Raw genomic sequence first — 18022 nt, forward strand, 5'->3', positions numbered from 1 at the left:
CCATCGGAGGGTGCGCGTTTGGTTGTTGTTTTTGTTGCTGGGTTCGCTGCCGCCGGACCTTGATTTGGATGGATTGCCCGATGCTGTGGAGCAGGAATTGCTCGATCGCTTTGTTCCCCGCTTTTATGCCTCTGCTGAGGATTGCGATCTGATGCCGGCGGAGTTTGAACCTGGTGTCGCGGTGCCGCGCGTGAAGGCGCGCAATGGCACGATCTATGGACAGGCCTTTCCGGTGGGTGAAGAAATTGAGCTGCACTTTTATCATTTGTGGGCGCGGGACTGTGGACAGAAGCCGCATGACTTGGACGCGGAACATGTCTCGGTGTTACTGCACAAGCAGGGCGGGGAATGGAGAGCTCGATATTGGTTGGCCGCGGCGCATCAGGAGACGATTTGCGACGTGAGCATGGCGGCGCGCGCAGGACTGGTTTATGCCGAGTGGCGCGGACCGGAAGTGTGGATTTCTAAGGGGAAGCACGCTTCTTTTTTCAGCCGCGAGGCTTGCCAGTCTGGGTGTGGCGGGGACCGCTGCGAGCGCACCCGCATGCTGGCTCCGGGCCGGGTGATCAATCTGGGGGAACCGGATGCGCCGCTGCAGGGAGCGATCTGGACCGGGTTTCTGAAGGCCAAGATGGGCACTGACTTTGGGCCGGAGTTGCGGCAGTTGCTCGAGGAGAGTGACCGGGCGGTGGTGGTGAAGCCGTCGACGCCTGCAGTGAAGCCGGTGATTGCCGCTGGGAGTTCGACTGTCAGTGCGGTTGGGACTTCAGTGAAGACGACGAAGAGCGCGGTGAAGCGTTGGTTTGAGCGCCGCTTCTAGTTGACGAGGCGGGGCGTCAGATACCACTTGAGGACGCCGCTCGGCTGGGACTGGAAGGAATCGAGATCGACGCGGAAAATGCCGCCCTTCTTGAAATCCATACGCATGGATGTCGAGTTCAAGAGAAAGCCGGCCGCACTGCTGAGGAGTGGTTCGTGGGAGACCAGAAGCAGGCTTTCTTCCGAGCGGTGCATGCGCACCTCTTCCCAGAGTTCCTGCGCGTGAGCCGGGGGGACCAGGGCTTGCGATTGGATGATGTCGTGGGTGTAGGCGAGCGACTTTGCGGCGATGGCGGCAGTCTCCTGCGCGCGCTTGTAGGGGCTGCTGAGGATGAGCGTGGGCTTGACGCCAGCGGCTGCAGCGACCTTCAACAGTTCGCGGAGTTTCTTTCTTCCCTCTGGGGTGAGCGCGCGGTCCGCATCGCGCCCTCCGGGAGCTGAGTCTTCGGCGATTCCGTGACGCAATAAATAGAGTTCCATGGCGACAAGTGGTTCTCCCGCTTTTTATCAATATTACGATGGATGCTGTGCCCCTCTCCCGGCGTGAATTGGCTGCTGCCTCCTTTGTGGGCTCGATCGTGCTCTCGTTCTCTTCGATTGCCTTGAGCCAGATTCTTCTCGGATTGGCGATTGTCCTCTTTCTGAGCTTGCGGGAAAGGCCGAAGTGGCCTCCGGGCATGGTCTGGGCCGCTGCTTTCTTGATGCTCACTCTGGTGGCCGCGCTGCTGAGCGGCTCCCCGGCGAGCGCAGTGCCTCAGTTGAAGAAGTTGTTCTTGTGGGCGATTTTGCCGCTGGGCGCGAGTCTGGCAATTTGCCGGACAGCCTTTGTCTGGCCCGCGCTGTTTCTGGCAGGCTCTTCGGCGCTTTGGAGCTTTTGGCAGTTCTATGTGAAGTGGCAGACGGCGGCGGCGCGGCATGAGGATTTCTATCTGGCTTATGTGGCGAGCCGGATCACCGGCTTTATGAGCCATTGGATGACCTTTGGGGCGCATATGATGATTGCTCTGTCGCTGGCGGGGGCGGTGTTGCTGTTTACGCGGCAGAGCGGCTGGCGGCGGGTGTTGTTGGGCGGGCTGGTGCTGATTTTTGGCGTTGCGATTGTGCTGGGTGAGACGCGGTCGATTTGGTTGGGAAGCGCTTGCTCTGTTGCTGTGCTGCTGAGTTGCTGGAGGCCGCGCTGGCTGCTGGCGCTGCCAGTGCTGATCGGACTGATCTATGTGGTTTCGCCGGCGGCGATCCGGAGCCGGATGGACAGCATCGTCCGGCCGCATGGTGAACTGGATTCGAATTCGCATCGGGAAGTGACGCGCGAGGTGGGCCTGCGCATGATCGCGGCACATCCGCTCCTGGGATTGGGGCCGGAGGGACCGGGTCAGCATTTCCGTGAGTATCTTCCCGCGGAGCGTGCGGCAAAGCCACTCCCCGAGGGCTATTATGGCCATCTGCACAACTTGTATTTGCAATATGCAGCGGAGCGGGGCTTGCCCGCGCTGCTTTGCTTTCTGATCTTTGTGGGGATCAATGCCAGAGAGTGGATCGCACGGCCTTCCGCCTTGCGTTACTTTGCCTTGGCTGCCTTGGCCGGACTGGCGGCCGAAGGACTTTTCGAGCACAATCTGGGGGACTCTGAAGTGCTGACGCTCTTCCTGGGTCTGTTTGGTCTGGCCGCGGCACCGCGTGAGGGCGAATGAGTGCGTTGCCCTATTTTCCGTTTGCTACGCCTCGCTATGAGATGAAGATCGGGGCTGTTCCATTGGGGCCGACGGACCGGATCTTTGAGCGCGGTACGAACTTTGCCGAAGAGATGGCTCTGAAGCGCGCTTGTCTTGCCTATGACGCTCGTTACTATTGCCAGGCGCTGCCGGGGTCGGAGGCGGCACAGGCGGAGGTGGCGGCGCTGGTGGGTGCGGTGGGTGCGGGGATTGCAGCGGCGGGCGATTGCGTGCAGGAAGATCTGCTGCTGCTCGATGCGCAGCAGCCGGGCTTACCGCTGGTGGCCGGGCATTTGTGTTTTGCGAATGCGTGGTGTCTGGACGAGAAGATCGGAAAGCCTTTTCTGGCGATTCATGGGCCGGTGCCAGGCTTTGCGAGTTCGATTGGGCCTGGGAGCGAGAAGCTGCTTATGCGCTTGCAGCCGGGGCGTGCGGTGTCGCGGTTGAACTGGGCGGTGAAGTCGAGCGGGCAACTGGATTTGACCTCTCGCTGGGACGAGCAGGTGCGCGAGTGGAACGCGCTGGTGGATGCAGACAACGCAGGGGAGCGTTGCTGGATGCGCGTCGAGCGGCAGACGCTCTCGCGATTGCCGCAGAGTGAGGCGATTCTCTTTACAGTGCGCACTTATACGGCGCCGGTGGCGCAGCTTGCTGTGGAGCAGCGCGAACTGTTGCGCGGCGTGTTGCAGAGCTGTCCGGAGGAGATGTTGCGCTATAAGGGCATCCTGGCTTTTGCCGCGCCGTTGCTACGTTATTTATCTTTACAGTGAGTTCACAGAACCGTTACATACACTTCTTTACACGATAAATAGTCACTTTGAAAAGATATCGTCGTCTTCTATTGCAGGAGACACAATGTACACCTTCACTGCCACGGCAGCCCTGCTTCTTTCCTCTTTTGCCTTTGCCCACGCCAAGGACGGTGCGTCGCTGATGCCCGTTAAATATAGCCAGACGCAGCGCGAAATGCGCACCAATGCACGCCTTGCTGCTGAGCAGGCGCAGTTAATGGCCCGGATGGCTACTTATGGGCATCATGATTTGAACCTACAGCAACGTTATGCTGCCGAATTGAAAGTAACTGTGAACGAGACACTGAATCAAGCCGTGAAGTTTGCGCTCCACCAGCCCTATGATGTTTCCAATTCGGCGAGTGGATTGCAGTTGCAGATTGCAATTCATAAGCTGGCGGCGGATACGACAGCGACCTTGCACTTCCTGAACGAAACGCCGAACCGGACTCAGACTCTGGCCTATCAGGAACTGCTGAAGCAGGTGCAGGACGACTGCGAGGATCTCGCCGAATAGTGAGGACGACAGGGTGCTATGACTGGTTCATGGCGACGCTGTTCTACTGTGACCCGTATGACCTCCCTCTTCGCGAGGGTCACAGATTCCCGATGGAAAAGTACCGCTTGACCCGGCAGGAACTGGAGACAAGCGGTGCTTTTCATTTTGCGGTGGGACCTTTGGCGAGCCGTGAGGATTTGCTGGCGGTGCATGCGGCGGAGTATGTCGATGCGGTGTTGGAAGGACGCTTGTCGGCAGAACAAGTGCGGCGGATTGGGTTTCCGCAGATTCCGGAGTTGATCACGCGATCGCTCTCGAGTGTAGGCGCGGCGATGGCGGCGGCACGGCTGGCCTTGGGTGAGGGGTGGAGTGGGGTGTTGGCCGGCGGGACCCATCATGCGTATCGCGATTTTGGGTCTGGCTATTGCGTGTTCAACGACATCGCGGTGGCGGCTGCGATGGTGCTGCGAGAGGGCTTGGCGCAGCGGGTGGCGGTGGTGGATCTCGATGTCCATCAGGGAGACGGTACGGCTTCAATTTTTGCGGGTTCGGATCGGGTGTTTTGTTTCTCGGCGCATGGGCGGAATAACTTTCCGTTTCGCAAGCAGCAGTCGCATCTGGATCTTGAGTTTGAAGATGGGGTGGGGGATGCGGAGTATCTGGCGTTGCTGCCACCGGCGCTTGACCGGGTGCGTGCCTTTGAGCCGGAGATCGTGTTTTACCAAGCGGGTGTCGATGCGCTCAAGACCGATCGCTTGGGGAAGCTGGCTTTGACGATGGAGGGGATGCGGCGGCGCGATGAGATGGTGTTTGAGTGGTTCCATGAAGTGCCGTGCGTGGTGACGCTGGGCGGGGGATACTCGGACCCGATCGCGCTTACGGTGCAGGCGGCTGCGACGACCTACCGGACGGCGGATCAGATCTTGCGGGCGATCAGTCCGACCGATTCGCGGCCATCGGAGTGAAGGCTCTTGGGGAGATCCAAGCGGCGGTAGAGCCAGCAATCGACAATTTCGAAGCCAGCAGCTTCGAAGACGCGGCGGAGAATGACATTGTCGAGCAGATGGATGGATTTGGGAATGCGGCTGAGCAGGCGGTGGTTGGAGAAGTGACGCGTGTTTTCGATCCAGCCCGGCCATTCTTCGCCGCGCTGTTGCCGCTTTTTGTATTCATCGGCGAAGTCCGGGAAGGCGGCGAGTGAGGGAGTGGCGGCGACGGCGAAGAAGAGACCGCCGGGCTTGAGCCAGTGGTACAGGCTGGCTGCGCCGATTTCCAGTTGACGGCCAGTGAGGAAGTGCAGAACGTTTGAGGCGTGGGCGGCGTCGAGGCTGGCTTCTTCCAGTTTGATCTTGTAGGGGAAGCGGCCTGGGAGAAGCGTGAGCGGGGCGCCAGGGGCTGCCTGTTGGCGGATGCTTTCGAGATGGGTTGGGTTGCTGTCGTTGGCGATGACCTGCGCTCCGGCGGCGAGCGCCGGGAGCGTTGCGATGCCGTGGGCGGCGCCGATGTCTAAGACGGTGCCCTGGTGCTGCTGGCAGTGCCGCACAAATTGCTGGCTGATTTCGTTGAGGGTGTTGGAACTCCAGCCGGAGTCTTCACTGAGGGCGACACGGCGGTGGTGCAGGGGCAACTTCATCGGGGGCGGGAGACGGTGAGCCAGAAGCGAAAGGTCTCGTCAAAACCATTTTCCTCGAAGTGGACTTCGCGCAGTTGCTTGTGGGGGTTGAAGGGATTCTGCAGCGAGTTGTCGTAGAGGGCTTCGGCTTCGAGCGGCGTACCTTTTTTAAGGGGAAGCGGGGCGGCGAGCAGATAACTGCTCATGAGGTGATGCTCGAAGGGCGCGAGCCAGAGGAAGTAATCGTGCTGGCCGCCAATGCGCAGACGGATGTCGTCGGCAAGGAGCTGGAAGACTGGCAGGATGGCGTGGAGCTGTAGATTCTCCGGGATGCGGAAGCTGGTTTTCTCGAGATGAAGATTTTCGCCTGCGGGGATTTTGATGTCGGTTTTGACGATTTCGAGGAGGCTGGCCCATCGTTTGGGTTGCTGCTTGGGGACGTAGAGCGCGAGACGCGTGAGATCGCGCGCCGGACGCAAGTTGCGCTTGAAGTAATGCAACTCGACAGTGAGCGGCTGGCCCTTGGGGAGGCGCCAGGCGACGCCTGCGGGCAGGCGGATGCCGTTGTCACACAGAGCCCAGGCGGCGAGAGGCTGCCGGCCGATTTTCAGCACGGCGTGGTGGAGCAGTTCACGATTGGAAGGGCGGAACTCGAAGGCGTCGAAATCGCGATCCTTGTCGGTTGTGCCGAGTTCCGCCGACGGGATGTCGAAGCTTAGAATGTCGACGGTTTTCTCAGCTGGGACCGTGTGTTCTTTGGGCTGAGTGAAGATGAGATCGGGCGGGCCGAGGTTCCATTGGGGATTTCGCTTGGGGAGCGTGGGCGCGGTGCCGTTTGGAGTGTTTGCATTGATCCAGGCGAGCAGCTTCGCCGTGACTTCGTCGGGAAGCTGTCTCGAATTGGAAAAGTGCAGGGGGCCAGGTTTAACGCCCCAGGGGGGCATCTTGGCCGCGTTGATCTCGCGGGCGATTTCGGGGGCGTAGGTGGAGGCTCCCTCGTAGGTGGTGAAGTCGAAGGGGCCCACTTGTCCGGTGCGATGGCATCCGTTGCACCAGCGGTCGAAGAGCGGTGCGATCTCGGTCCAGGTGGGGGCTTGCGCCGCGCAGAGAGGAGACAGCAGCACAAGCAGGGCGAACCTCATAGGTGAGGGATGAGGTCCTCGATGCGGTCGAGCAGGAGGTCGGGTGGGGTGGTGATGAGCGACTCGGGTTGCAGCCCGTAGGTGAGGCCAACCGAGTAGACTTTCGCGTTGCGGGCGGTTTGGATGTCGACGTGGGAATCGCCAATCATGAGGGTCTGGTCGGCGGGAGTGCCTGATTCGGCACGGAGGGTGTCGATGCCGATCGGGTCGGGCTTTTTCATCAGGAAGCTGTTGCCGCCGTAGACGCGGAAGAAGGTGCTGCCGAGGCCGAGTCCGTCGAGGATGATGTTGCTGATGCGCACCGGCTTGTTGGTGAGGATGGCGAGCCGGATGTCGCGCTCCTGGGCGGCCTGGAGCGTTTCGGCAATGCCGGGGTAGAGCCGGGTTTCATCGAGGCAATGGTCGTGATAGTACTTGATGAAATATTCGAGAGCTTCTTCGACCCGGCCTTGGCTGGCGTCTTCGCCCATGGCTCGTTTGATGAGGACCGGCGCACCGTTGCCGACATAGCTGGCGATGAGGCTTTCATCGAGCGGCGGCATCTGCATGTAGGCGCGGGTCGCGTTGACGCTGCTGACCAGGTCGGCTTTGGAATCGATGAGGGTGCCGTCGAGATCGAAGATGAGCAGCCGGGGAGCTGGGAATGGTCTTAGTGTGCCGTTTTGTTGAGGGTGTCCGTTAGCGTTTTCTTCCACTTCCCTCTTAGTTTCTCGTAGTTTGATTGGAAGCCATCGCGGATCTCGCGCGGAGTGAGGTAGATGAGGAGCCGCGAGCCGTCCATGACGTAGGGGGCGAAGGTGGATTCAGCGACGGCGTCGGGGGCAGGAGTCCAGGAGAAGGCGGTGAGGATCATGACGAAGACGCTCGAAACGAGGATGGCGCGTACGAGACCGAAGGCTGCGCCGAGCAGGCGATCGAGCCAGCCGAGGCCGACCGATTTGGTGAGCCGGGCGAGCAGCATGGCGAGCAGCACGCCCGTGAGTTGGACGGCCGCAAGGATGGTGAGAAAGCCGAGGAAGTTGGCGAGGCTTTCCTGCTTGAGATAGGGCGAATAGCAGGAGGCGGCCAGGCCGTAGAACCAGCAGGCGAGAATGATGGAGATGATGGTGGCGGCGAGCCCGATCGAGAGGCGGAAGAAGCCCTTCCAGATGCCTGCTCCGACCGAGAGCCCAAGGATGGCTAGCAATACAAAATCAAGCCAATTCATGTATTAGGACAGTGCCTTTCCGGTGAGGATGCGGTACGCCTCTTTATACTTGTTCGAGGTTTCGAGCGCAACTTCGTCAGGAAGCGCGGGGGCGGGAGGTTGCTTGTTCCAGGCGATGCCTTCGAGGTAGTTGCGCACGTACTGCTTGTCGAAGGAGAGCTGTGCGCCGCCGGGAGCCCAGGTGTCGCGGGGCCAGAAGCGGGAGCTGTCGGGGGTGAGCACTTCGTCGCCGAGTACGAGGGTATCGCCGACATAGCCGAATTCAAATTTCGTGTCGGCAAGGATGATGCCCTTGGTGGCCGCGTAGCTGGACGCCGCGTTGTAGATGGCAAGGGTGCGGCGGCGGAGTTCGTTCGCGAGTTCCACGCCGATGGTGGCTGCCGCGGTGTCGAAGCTGATGTTTTCGTCGTGACCGGATTGGGCCTTGGTGGCGGGCGTAAAGATGGGCTCGGGGAGCTGGCTGCCGTCGAGCAGACCGGCGGGCAGGGGGATGCCGCAGACGGCGGAAGTGGCCTGGTAGTCTTTCCAGCCGGAGCCGCACAGATAGCCGCGCGCGACGCATTCGACGTCGATCATCCTGGCGCGGTGGACGAGCATCGAGCGGCCTTCGATCTGGTCGGCGAAGGAACGCAGTTCGATGGGATAATCGCGGAGATCGGCGCTGATGAGGTGATTGGGTGTGAGGCCGGCGAGGAAATCGAACCAGAACAGAGAGAGCTGGGTGAGGACCCGGCCTTTGTCTGGAATGCCGGAACCTAGAATATAGTCAAATGCGGAGATTCGATCTGTTGCCACGATCAGGAGCGTCTTTGCATCGATCGCGTAGACGTCGCGGACTTTTCCACGAGCGATGAGTTCGATTCCAGGTAGGTTTGTTTCGAGAATAACTTGTGGCAACTTGGGGTTCCTAAACTCCTAATTTTACGATTGTTGGCTAGTAGGAGTATCGCTTTGCAGAGATTTTTGAAGTTTGCCATGGTGCTCGGGCTCGCGCCCGGGCTTTTTGCCGCGCTGACGGAAGAGCAGCGCGTTCAGGATTTTCAGACGCTGGCGAGCATTTACGCCAAGAGTTATGGGCCCGCGAATTGGAAGATCCAATCGCTGGGTGTGAATATTTTTGAGATCGGGCCCTGGCTCAAAAAAGTACGGGCGGCGAAGAGCGATCTGGATTATGCCGTGGTGGCGATGCAGTATGTCGCGAGCTTTCAGGATGGGCATGATTCGGTAACGGTCGCCTCAAATTTTGCTGCCGATCTGGGCTTTTATGTCGATCTCTATGACAACAAGGTGGTGATCGATCTGGTGGACCGTACGGCGCTGCCGAGCCGGACCTATCCGTTTGTGGCAGGCGATGAATTGGTGAGTCTCGATGGCAAGCCGGCGATGGAGATCGCAACGGAACTGGCGAAGCTGGAGGGGTGGGGCAATCCCCGTTCCGCTCTGCGCTGGGCAATCGATAAGATCACTTATCGCTTTCAGGCGAATGAACCGCATGCCGTCGAGCTGCCGGACGAGAGTACGGTGGTGATCCGGCGTCAGAATGGCGATCTTGAGACATATCAGATTGCCTGGCGGAAGAGTGGTTTTCCGATTCGCAGCTTTGGCGCGGCGCCGACGCCTGGGGCGCTGTCCACGGGCTTGCGCCTGGGGGGACGGCGTGGGGGGCCGGTGGTGGATATCGAGCCGACCTGGGACGATCTGCCGGACTGGAAGAAGCTCTACTACGACTCCTTCTACATGGGCATGTCGAAGACGCGGCTGCGCGACCGGGGCAAGGCCGGGATTCTGAATGAAGACGGCACGGAGACGACGCCGCATGCGGTGATCAACTTTGGCGGCCGCGCTCCGATCTTTGCGCTTCCCTCGGGCTTTGTGCTGCGGCAGGGGCGCTTGAGTTCGGACCCCTTCTATTCGGGCACATACATGTCGGAGGGGCAGCGGATTGGATTGATCCGGATTCGGAACTTTGCGACCTTGTCGACCTCGCAAGTGAATCAGTTTGCCACCGAAATTAACTACTTCAATGCGAATACCGATGGGCTGGTGATCGATGTGATGAGCAACCCGGGCGGCAATGTGTGCACGCCGAACGATCTTGCAAAGTATCTGATTCCGAATGGCTTCAATCACATTGGGCTGGCGTTTCGTCCGACGTTGAGCTTGATTGCTTCCTATGACTCCATTGCCTCGCAACTGGATGCGCTCGGTGCGCCTTCCTACTATGGGGCGAACTACCGCTTCTATCGGGACGTGCTGTTTGATGCGTTCCATGACGGGCGCGGGATGACGGGGGCAATTCCGGTCTGCTCGCAGACCTTGGCGAATTATCCGGACTTTCCTGTGGCGAGCTCGCCGAATGCCTACCAGAAGCCGCTGATCGTATTGATCGATGACTTCTCGACATCGGCCGGCGATGCGTTTCCGGCACTGCTGCAGGACAACAAGCGCGGCAAGCTGGTGGGAACGCGGACGGCAGGGGCCGGCGGTAGCGTGGTGGATGTGTCCGCAGGCTGGTGGAGCGAAACTACGGCTACGTTGACGCAGAGCCTGATGGTGCGCAATCAGGAGTACAGTTATGATCATTTCCCGCGCTCGCCGTTTCTGGAGAATGTCGGAGTGCGTCCGGACATCGCATTGGACTATATGACGGTGGCGAATGTGACGCAGCGCGGGAAGCCTTTTGTCGATGCGTTTACGAAGATCCTTGTTGAGGAGATTCAGGCGGCAAAGCCTTAAGCGGATATAGTAGAACTTTGCCCATCAAGCTCTCCATCCTGATTCCTGTCTATAACGAACGTGCCGTTGTAGAAAAAAGCCTGACCCAGGTGCTGGCCGCTCCTCTCCCGGAGAATCTGGAGCGCGAGTTAGTGATTGTTGACGATTGCTCGAAGGATGGGACCTCGGAGATTCTCGCCCGCTTTGCCGCCGCGCATCCCGAAATCAGCCTCTATCGCCATGAGGTGAACCAAGGGAAGGGAGCGGCCGTCCGTACGGCGATCGAAAAGGCGACCGGTGACTTTTGCCTGATTCAGGATGCGGACCTTGAGTATGATCCGTCCGAGTATCCAGTGCTGATGGCGCCGTTGTTATCGGGCCGTGCCGATGCGGTGTTTGGCAGCCGCTATCTGGCTGGGGAGCAGCGGCGCGTGCTGCCGTTTTGGCATTCGATGATCAACCTCGTTTTGACGCTGATCTCGAACATGTTCTCCAATCTCCATCTCACCGATATGGAGACTTGCTACAAGGTGTTTCGCACCGATTTGCTGAAGAGCATTCCAGTGCGATCGGATCGTTTTGGCTTCGAGCCTGAGATCACGATGAAGTGCGCCAAGCGTAAGTTCCGGATCTATGAAGTGCCGATCAGCTATCACGGGCGCACCTATGAAGAGGGCAAGAAGATTGGCTGGCGCGATGGAGTGAAGGCGCTGGGCGTTGTGCTGTATTTCTGGGTGGTTGATGATCTCTACAAAGAGAGCTATGGCCGGAGCCATCTGAATACGCTGACCGGCACGCCGGCTTATTTGAATTGGCTGGTTTCGATTGTGCGCCCGTTTCAGGGGGACAGGGTGCTCGAGCTGGGCGCGGGCCTGGGAAGCTTGAGCGGCATGCTGATGGGCAAACGGCTGCGCTATGTTGCGGGAGAGAAAGATCCGCTGCATCTGCATTCGTTGCGGAATCGATTTTTGCGGACGCCGAATGTGGAAGTGCGGGAGCTGAGTCCGGATAGCGATGAAGGGTTTGAGAGGCTGGGTGGGGATTTCGATACGGTGCTGCTGCTGCGGACTCTTGAGTACAGCGCGGATCCGGAGGCTTGTATCGGACGGGTGGCTCGTTTGTTGCCCCCAGGAGGGCGGCTGATCATTTCCGTGCCGCAGGGGGCGGGGAAGTTGACGGCTCTTGATGCGGGGATGGGGTACCGGCAACGCTTTACGCGGGAGCGTGTGGTGGAGATGATTGCCCGCGCGGGATTTGAAGTGGAAGAGGCCCGGGAGTTGAACAAGATCGGCAAGCTGGCCTGGGGTGTCTTTGGAGGCTTGGGGAGCAGCCAGATCAACAAGCTCTCCTTGAAGCTGTTTGATCAGACCGTGTGGCTCTGGAAGCTGGTGGATAGAGTGCTGCCCTGGCGCGGCCTGAACCTGATCGTGATTGCGAGGAAACGGTAAATGAAATTTCGACATGCGATTTGCAATGAGGCATTTGAGAAGTGGGACTTCCGCGAAGCATGCCGGACGATGAAGCAACTGGGCTATGAGGGGATCGAGATTGCTCCGTTTACTCTGGCGGAGAAGCCGCTCGATGTGAGCCCGGCGCAGCGGCGCGAGTTCAAACAGATCATGGCCGATGAAGGGCTGACTTTTGTTGGGTTGCACTGGATCATGGTGAGCCCGGCGGGCTTGCAGGTGACGACTCCGGACAACGCGTTGCGGGCGAAGAGCTGGCAGCATATTCGCGATCTGGTGGATTTGTGTGCCGATCTGGGCCCCGATGGGGTGATGGTATTTGGGAGCCCGAAGCAGCGCGGCACGACCGGCGGCTTGAGCGTTGCCGAGGCGACGAAGAACTATGTGGATGGGATGGCGGGAGTGGCTCCCCATGCCGAAGCGCGTGGGGTGAAGATTCTGATTGAGGCGCTGCCTGTTGAGCAGTGCGATGTAGTGACGACGCTCGATGAAGCGGTGGCGCATGTAAAGACGATTGGCAGCCCAGCGGTGTGGACGATGTTTGATACGCACAATGCCGTGAATGAAGTGGAGCCGCATGCCGATTTGATCGAGAAGCACTATTCGTTCATTCGGCATATCCATGTGAACGAGACCGATGGGCGGCATCCGGGTACGGCGGACTATGACTTTGTGCCGGTTTTCCAGCGTTTGGCGAAACTGAATTATGGCGGCTGGATTTCGATGGAGGCTTTTGACTTCAGCCCAGGGGCCGATGTGCTGGCGAAGGAAAGCATCGACTACTTGAACTTGAAAATCAGAGAGGCGGGCGCGGCATGAAGGCAGTGATTACGGGAGGGGCGGGCTTTATCGGGTCTGCATTGGGACGGCATCTGCTCGAACAGGGTGTCGAGCAGGTGGTTGCTTTTGACAACCTGAATAGCGGCCACAAGAAGAACCTCGATGGAACCGGGATTGCTCTGGTAGAGGGCGATATTCGGGACTACGATGCGGTGCTTCGTGCCTTTGCCGGCGCGGACTTCGTGTTCCATCTGGCGGCGATTCCGAGTGTGCCGCGGAGCATCAAGGAACCGTTGCCGTCGCATGATGTGAACATCAACGGGTCCTTCAATGTTTTCCGTGCCGCGCAACATGCGGGTGTGAAACGAGTGGTGTATGCCGCTTCAAGTTCAGCCTACGGTGACACCGAGGTGCTGCCGAAGGTGGAGACGATGCAGACGAACCCGAAGAGTCCGTATGCGGCGCAGAAGCTGATGGGCGAGCAGTATGCGAGTGTGTTCTCTTCTTGCTTTGGGCTGGAGACGGTATCGCTGCGCTTCTTCAATGTGTTTGGCCCGCGTCAGGATCCGGGGAGTGCCTATAGCGGCGTGCTGTCGTTGTTCATGAAGGCGCTCATCGAGGGCACTTCGCCGACGATCTTTGGGGATGGCGAGCAGAGCCGCGACTTTACGTTTGTCGAAGATGTGGCGGCGCTGGTTTGGAAGGCGGCGCATGCGAAGGATGTCAGTGGCCGGGTGTTCAATGCGGGCAATGGCAATCGCTATACGTTGAATGAGACCTGGAAGCTGCTGCAGGGGATTGCCGGACGTGAATTGACCGCCAACTATGGACCGCCGCGTGCCGGAGATGTGAAGCACTCACAAGCCGATACGGCGCTGGCGGTGCAGTATCTGGGGCATGCGCCGCAGTTTACCTTCGAAGAGGGACTTCGTCGAACGTTTCAATGGTACAAGGCGAGTCTGGCTTAAGCACAATCACGGAGAGCGGCGGCAGCGTGAGCCGGAAGCGCTGCGGGAAGAAATGAGCTTCGACGGGTTCCGTCTCGATGCGATCCGGATTGGAAACGCCGCTGCCGCCGTACTTGTGTGAGTCCGAATTCAGGATCGTGGTCCAGGAGCCGGCGAGCGGCGCGCCGATGATGTAGTCGTAGCGCACGACCGGTGTAAAGTTCAAAACAAAAACGATTGGATTTGTTTTGTTCTCTCCGTAGCGGACGAAGGAGATGACGGAGTTTTCGGTGTCGTGAAAATCAATCCACTGGAAGCCTTCGTAGCTGTGATCGACTTCATAGAGCGCGGGCTCGCTTTTGACGAGAGCGTTGAGGTCGCGCACCAGATTCTGCAGGCCGGCATGGTAGGCGTACTGGAGCAATTCCCAGCGCAGCGGACGTTGTTCTGACCACTCTTCGTATTGCCCAAACTCCTGCCCCATGAAGAGCAGCTTCTTGCCGGGGTGCCCGTACATGTAGCCGAGGAAGGCGCGGACATTGGCGAAGCGCCGCCACTCGTCGCCGGGCATTTTGCCGATGAGGCTGGATTTTCCGTGGACGACCTCATCGTGGCTGATGGGCAGCAGGTAGTTCTCGTTGAACGAGTAAAACAAGCTGAAGGTAATGTTCTGGTGGTGGTGCCGCCGGAAGAAGGGATCGTACTTGAAGTAGCGGAACATGTCGTGCATCCAGCCCATGTTCCATTTGAGAGTGAAGCCGAGACCGCCGAGAAATACAGGGCGGGTGACACCGGGGAAGTCAGTAGATTCTTCGGCGGCGGTGAAGCAGCCGGGGACCGCATGGCAGAGTTCGTTGAAGCGGCGCAGGAACGAGATCGCTTCGAGATTCTCACGGCCACCGAACTGATTCGGAATCCAGTCGCGCCCTTCGCGGGAGTAGTCCAGATAGAGCATCGAGGCGACCGCGTCGACACGCAGGCCATCAATGTGGAACTCTTTCAGCCAGTACATCGCATTGGACAGGAGGAAGCTGCGGACTTCATTGCGTCCGAAATTGAAGACGAGGGTGCCCCAATCAAGCTGCTCGCCCTGGCGGGGATCGGAATGTTCGTAGAGACGGGTGCCATCGAAGACGGCAAGGCCGTGCGCGTCCTTGGGGAAGTGCGCCGGAACCCAATCGAGAATGATGCCGATGCCGGCCTGGTGCGCTTTGTCGACGAAGTACTTGAAATCGGCGGGGGTGCCGAAGCGTGAGGTGGGGGCGAAATAACCGGTGACCTGATAGCCCCAGGAGCCCGAGAACGGATGCTCGAGAATGGGCATCAACTCGATGTGCGTGTAGCCAAGATCTTTGACGTAGGAGACAAGGCGGTCGGCGAGTTCGCGGTAGCTGAGCGGCTTATTGTGCGCGCCGTGGCTCCAGCTCTCGAGATGCACTTCATAGATCAAGAGGGGGCGCTTCAGGATGTCTTCTGAGGCACGCTTGGTGAGCCAGGCGGCGTCCTGCCATTCGTATTCAGGTTCGGCCCAGACGACAGAGGCGTTCTTGGGGGCGACCTCGGCGTAGAAGGCGTAAGGGTCGGCCTTCATCTGCTGGTGGAGGTTGATGCGCGAGCGGACGAAGTACTTGTAGATTTCGCCGGTGGCGAGACCAGGAATGAAGAGCTCCCAGACGCCGCCCTCGCGCGGGCTCATCGGGTGGCTGTTCTTGTCCCAGTGGTTGAAGGCGCCGCAGACTTGTACTGATTCAGCATTGGGCGCCCAGACGGCGAAGCGAACCCCTTTGACACCCTCGATCTCCATGCCGTGCGCGCCGAAGCTGCGGTAGACCTCGTAGTTGGTGCCTTCGAGGAAGAGATGCAGGTCGAAGTTGGACAGGAGGTTGTGGAAGCGGTATGGATCTTCGAGTTCCTGGTGCTCGCCGTGCCAGGTTTGGAGCTGGATGCGATAGGGCTCGACTTGTCCTGGGATGGCGACGCTGAAGAAGCCGGCAGGATCGTCCTTGGTCATCGGATAGAGCTTTTTTCCGACAAGGATCGAAGCGGTTTGGGCCTGCGGGAGCATGGCCCGCACTTCCCACTCCCCGGGCAGGATCTGATGCGGACCGAGAACCTTAAGTGGATCGCCGTGGTATCCGTTGACGATCGCGTGAATCTCTCCTGGGAGCATCATGGTTATTATGGCAAGTTTGATCCGGTACGCAGAACTGCATGTGCATCTTGAAGGAATGCTGGACCAGGAAACGCTGTGTGAGATTGCTCCAGAGCTCGATGGAATGGAGGTGAAACGCAAATATGCGTTCTCTGACTTTCCTGGATTTCTGGAGAGCTTCAAGTTTGCGGCGCTGCATCTGCATACGCCGGAACAGTATCGATTGCTGGCCCGCCGCGCGTTTGCCCGGATGGCGAAGCAGGGAATTGTGTATGCCGAGGTGATCCATTCGGCGGGGATCTGCCTTTGGCGGAAACAGGATGCGCGGGCGATTGCGGAGGCTCTCATCGAGGAAGGCAGGCAGGCGCCGCTTCAGGTGCGCTGGGTGCTTGATGCGGTGCGGCAGTTTGGCGGGGCGCATGCGATGGAGGTGGCGCGGCTGGCGGCGGATTTGTGTGGCGAGGACGTGGTGGCCTTTGGCGTGGGAGGCGACGAGCGGGGCGCGGCAGCGGCGGAGATTTGTACGGCATTCCGTTTTGCAGAAGAGGCTGGCTTGAAGCTGGCGCCTCATGCAGGCGAAACATCAAACGCTCAAAATGTTTGGGATGCTTTAGAGCTGGGAGCTCATCGGATTGGGCATGGGATTCGCGCGATTGAGGATCCGCAATTGGTGCGCGAACTGGCGGCGCGGCAGGTGCCGCTTGAAATCTCGATCAGTTCCAATGTGCTGACGGGGGCTGTTGCGACGCTGGCCGCTCATCCAGCCAAGCAACTCTTCGACGCCGGCGTGCCGATTACTTTGAATACCGATGATCCGGCCTTCTTTGGGACGACAATCGAGCGGGAGTTTGCGATCGCGAAAGAAGGGTTGGGCTTTACGGACGCGGATTTGGAGGTGGTGCGGGAGAACGCGTTCCGTTTTGCGTTCTCTGCGCCATCTGCCACTTGAGCTGGACGATGTCGCCGGGGGCAAGCGGAGAGGTTTGCCGGATGTCTTCAAAGGTCTTCAAGCGACGGCGGAAGCGGGCGAAGTATTCAGTGAAGTCGCCGCCGTGTTCGAAGGAGTACATGATCTCTTCATACTTGCGTGTGTGAAGGAGCCCGAGGGCGTGTCCGGATTCGTGGACGCAGGTGAGGAACAGAATGACATCGGCATAGAGAGGATCTTTTGCCACCGCAGCCTTCATATCTTCGCCGAGCGAGTCGACGGAAGGGTTGATCACGACGTCAGCCAATTCCTTGCCATCTTTGCGGAAGGAGAGCGCTTGTCCGTAGAGGCCGCGCCGGAGCGGATCGACCCAGTAGAAACGGATTTCCGCTTCCTCGGCCGTAGTGACTTTTTTCACTTGCAGCGCGCCGCCTGAGGCGGCGGCCCAGCGTTCCATCGCCCATTGCGCCAGTTCTGCGCGCGGATGCGTTCCGGTCCAGAAGGTGATGAGTGTTTCCGCCTGGAGGAGGGAAGCGAGCGACAGAAGCAGGAGCAGTTTCATGGGCGCGTCTTTTCTTCGAGCAATGCGCGAATCGCCAACTCCAACTGATCCACGCGGTGCTGCATGTTTTCAAGATCCTGGCCTTGCGGGTCTGGGAGTTCTCCGTGCTGCAGATCGTCGGCAATCTGGCCCCGCGTCCGAACGACGCGACCGGGGATGCCGACCACCGTAGAGTCTCCTGGTACGGAATGGACCACGACACTGCCTGCGCCGATTTTGACATTGTCGCCGAGCGTAATGTTGCCCAGCACCTTGGCGCCCGTGCCGACTACAACGTGATTGCCGAGCGTGGGATGGCGCTTGCCGCGCTCCTTGCCTGTCCCGCCCAGGGTGACGCCCTGGTAGAGGATAACGTCATCGCCAATGACCGCTGTTTCGCCGATGACGACCCCCATGCCGTGATCGATGAAGAAGCGGCGGCCGATGGTGGCCCCAGGGTGGATTTCAATGCCGGTGATGCCACGCGCAAAGGTGGAGATGATGCGGGCGAGGAGTTTGAGATTGAGGTGATAGAGCGCGTGCGCGAGGCGATGGAGCAGAATCGCGTGCAGCCCTGGGTAGCAGAGAAGGACTTCGACGACACTGCGTGCCGCGGGATCTTCCCGAAAGATGACGTCGATTTGTTCCCTGATAGCGCGCAACATATTAATTTCGATGCAATGGATCTATTATCCGTTGAAGTTTGATCTT

Annotated in this window: 19 protein-coding genes; 10 read left to right on the top strand and 9 right to left on the bottom strand. The window is 59.3% G+C overall.

Features of this window, described 5'->3' with window-relative positions; all coding sequences use genetic code 11:
- Positions 1–10 precede the first annotated feature (10 nt).
- Positions 11–820: a hypothetical protein gene (locus tag M017_RS0114805; RefSeq protein ID WP_155121423.1), complete on the top strand. Its 810-nt coding sequence runs from the start codon at positions 11–13 to the stop codon at positions 818–820.
- On the opposite strand, the gene sixA is transcribed toward M017_RS0114805, so the two are convergent.
- A complete protein-coding gene (gene sixA, locus M017_RS0114810) occupies positions 817–1299 on the bottom strand; it encodes a phosphohistidine phosphatase SixA (protein WP_031498891.1) in 483 nt (160 codons plus the stop codon). The two genes, M017_RS0114805 and sixA, sit on opposite strands and share 4 nt — an antisense overlap.
- Positions 1300–1337: 38 nt before the next feature.
- On the opposite strand from sixA, the gene M017_RS0114815 reads away from it, so the two are divergent.
- From M017_RS0114815 to M017_RS0114830, 4 genes are all read left to right on the top strand, one after another.
- The gene (locus M017_RS0114815) at positions 1338–2510 is read left to right on the top strand and encodes an O-antigen ligase family protein (RefSeq protein WP_031498892.1); all 1173 of its coding nucleotides are present in this window, start codon (positions 1338–1340) and stop codon (positions 2508–2510) included.
- On the top strand, positions 2507–3301 hold the full coding sequence (locus M017_RS0114820; RefSeq protein WP_031498893.1) for a heme-dependent oxidative N-demethylase family protein: 795 nt from the start codon (positions 2507–2509) through the stop codon (positions 3299–3301). Before M017_RS0114815 ends, M017_RS0114820 begins: the two co-directional genes overlap by 4 nt.
- A gap of 85 nt (positions 3302–3386) precedes the next feature.
- A complete protein-coding gene (locus M017_RS0114825; RefSeq protein WP_031498894.1) occupies positions 3387–3839 on the top strand; it encodes a hypothetical protein in 453 nt (150 codons plus the stop codon).
- A 92-nt stretch (positions 3840–3931) separates the two neighbouring features.
- Positions 3932–4786: a histone deacetylase family protein gene (locus tag M017_RS0114830; RefSeq protein WP_238325903.1), complete on the top strand. Its 855-nt coding sequence runs from the start codon at positions 3932–3934 to the stop codon at positions 4784–4786.
- Here M017_RS0114830 and M017_RS0114835 read toward each other — a convergent pair.
- Genes M017_RS0114835 through M017_RS0114855 form a run of 5 tightly spaced genes read right to left on the bottom strand, consistent with a single transcriptional unit; the run spans position 4738 to position 8679 of the window.
- On the bottom strand, positions 4738–5454 hold the full coding sequence (locus tag M017_RS0114835) for a class I SAM-dependent methyltransferase (RefSeq protein WP_031498896.1): 717 nt from the start codon (positions 5452–5454) through the stop codon (positions 4738–4740). The two genes, M017_RS0114830 and M017_RS0114835, sit on opposite strands and share 49 nt — an antisense overlap.
- A complete protein-coding gene (locus M017_RS0114840) occupies positions 5451–6575 on the bottom strand; it encodes a c-type cytochrome (RefSeq protein ID WP_031498897.1) in 1125 nt (374 codons plus the stop codon). Before M017_RS0114840 ends, M017_RS0114835 begins: the two co-directional genes overlap by 4 nt.
- On the bottom strand, positions 6572–7270 hold the full coding sequence (locus M017_RS0114845) for an HAD family hydrolase (RefSeq protein ID WP_238325904.1): 699 nt from the start codon (positions 7268–7270) through the stop codon (positions 6572–6574). Before M017_RS0114845 ends, M017_RS0114840 begins: the two co-directional genes overlap by 4 nt.
- Positions 7225–7782 (bottom strand): CvpA family protein, encoded by a 558-nt coding sequence (locus tag M017_RS0114850; protein WP_031498899.1) that lies wholly within the window; start codon positions 7780–7782, stop codon positions 7225–7227. Before M017_RS0114850 ends, M017_RS0114845 begins: the two co-directional genes overlap by 46 nt.
- Positions 7783–7785: 3 nt before the next feature.
- The gene (locus M017_RS0114855) at positions 7786–8679 is read right to left on the bottom strand and encodes a phosphoribosylaminoimidazolesuccinocarboxamide synthase (RefSeq protein WP_031498900.1); all 894 of its coding nucleotides are present in this window, start codon (positions 8677–8679) and stop codon (positions 7786–7788) included.
- A gap of 54 nt (positions 8680–8733) precedes the next feature.
- On the opposite strand from M017_RS0114855, the gene M017_RS0114860 reads away from it, so the two are divergent.
- From M017_RS0114860 to M017_RS0114875, 4 genes are read left to right on the top strand one after another with little or no spacing between them, the layout of a single operon-like run.
- Positions 8734–10518 carry a S41 family peptidase gene (locus tag M017_RS0114860; protein WP_155121425.1) on the top strand — a complete coding sequence of 595 codons (1785 nt, stop codon included), beginning with the start codon at positions 8734–8736 and terminating at the stop codon, positions 10516–10518.
- Between the two features lie 17 nt (positions 10519–10535).
- Positions 10536–11945 carry a glycosyltransferase gene (locus M017_RS26695; protein WP_238325905.1) on the top strand — a complete coding sequence of 470 codons (1410 nt, stop codon included), beginning with the start codon at positions 10536–10538 and terminating at the stop codon, positions 11943–11945.
- Positions 11946–12782 carry a sugar phosphate isomerase/epimerase family protein gene (locus tag M017_RS0114870; protein ID WP_031498903.1) on the top strand — a complete coding sequence of 279 codons (837 nt, stop codon included), beginning with the start codon at positions 11946–11948 and terminating at the stop codon, positions 12780–12782. It begins immediately after the preceding gene.
- Entirely contained in the window at positions 12779–13711 is a 933-nt protein-coding gene (locus M017_RS0114875; protein ID WP_031498904.1) for an SDR family oxidoreductase, read from the top strand. Before M017_RS0114870 ends, M017_RS0114875 begins: the two co-directional genes overlap by 4 nt.
- Here M017_RS0114875 and glgB read toward each other — a convergent pair.
- Positions 13653–15863 (bottom strand): 1,4-alpha-glucan branching protein GlgB, encoded by a 2211-nt coding sequence (gene glgB, locus M017_RS0114880; protein WP_238325906.1) that lies wholly within the window; start codon positions 15861–15863, stop codon positions 13653–13655. The two genes, M017_RS0114875 and glgB, sit on opposite strands and share 59 nt — an antisense overlap.
- Before the next feature lie 7 nt (positions 15864–15870).
- On the opposite strand from glgB, the gene add reads away from it, so the two are divergent.
- Positions 15871–16791: an adenosine deaminase gene (add, locus tag M017_RS0114885; RefSeq protein ID WP_202901657.1), complete on the top strand. Its 921-nt coding sequence runs from the start codon at positions 15871–15873 to the stop codon at positions 16789–16791.
- Here add and M017_RS0114890 read toward each other — a convergent pair.
- Both M017_RS0114890 and cysE read right to left on the bottom strand, forming a co-directional pair.
- Entirely contained in the window at positions 16718–17332 is a 615-nt protein-coding gene (locus tag M017_RS0114890; protein ID WP_031498908.1) for a matrixin family metalloprotease, read from the bottom strand. The genes add and M017_RS0114890 overlap by 74 nt on opposite strands.
- A complete protein-coding gene (gene cysE / locus M017_RS0114895; RefSeq protein WP_031498909.1) occupies positions 17329–17976 on the bottom strand; it encodes a serine O-acetyltransferase in 648 nt (215 codons plus the stop codon). The genes M017_RS0114890 and cysE overlap by 4 nt, the downstream gene beginning before the upstream one ends.
- Positions 17977–18022 lie beyond the last annotated feature (46 nt).

This window comes from Bryobacter aggregatus MPL3 (assembly GCF_000702445.1).
Lineage (GTDB): Bacteria > Acidobacteriota > Terriglobia > Bryobacterales > Bryobacteraceae > Bryobacter > Bryobacter aggregatus.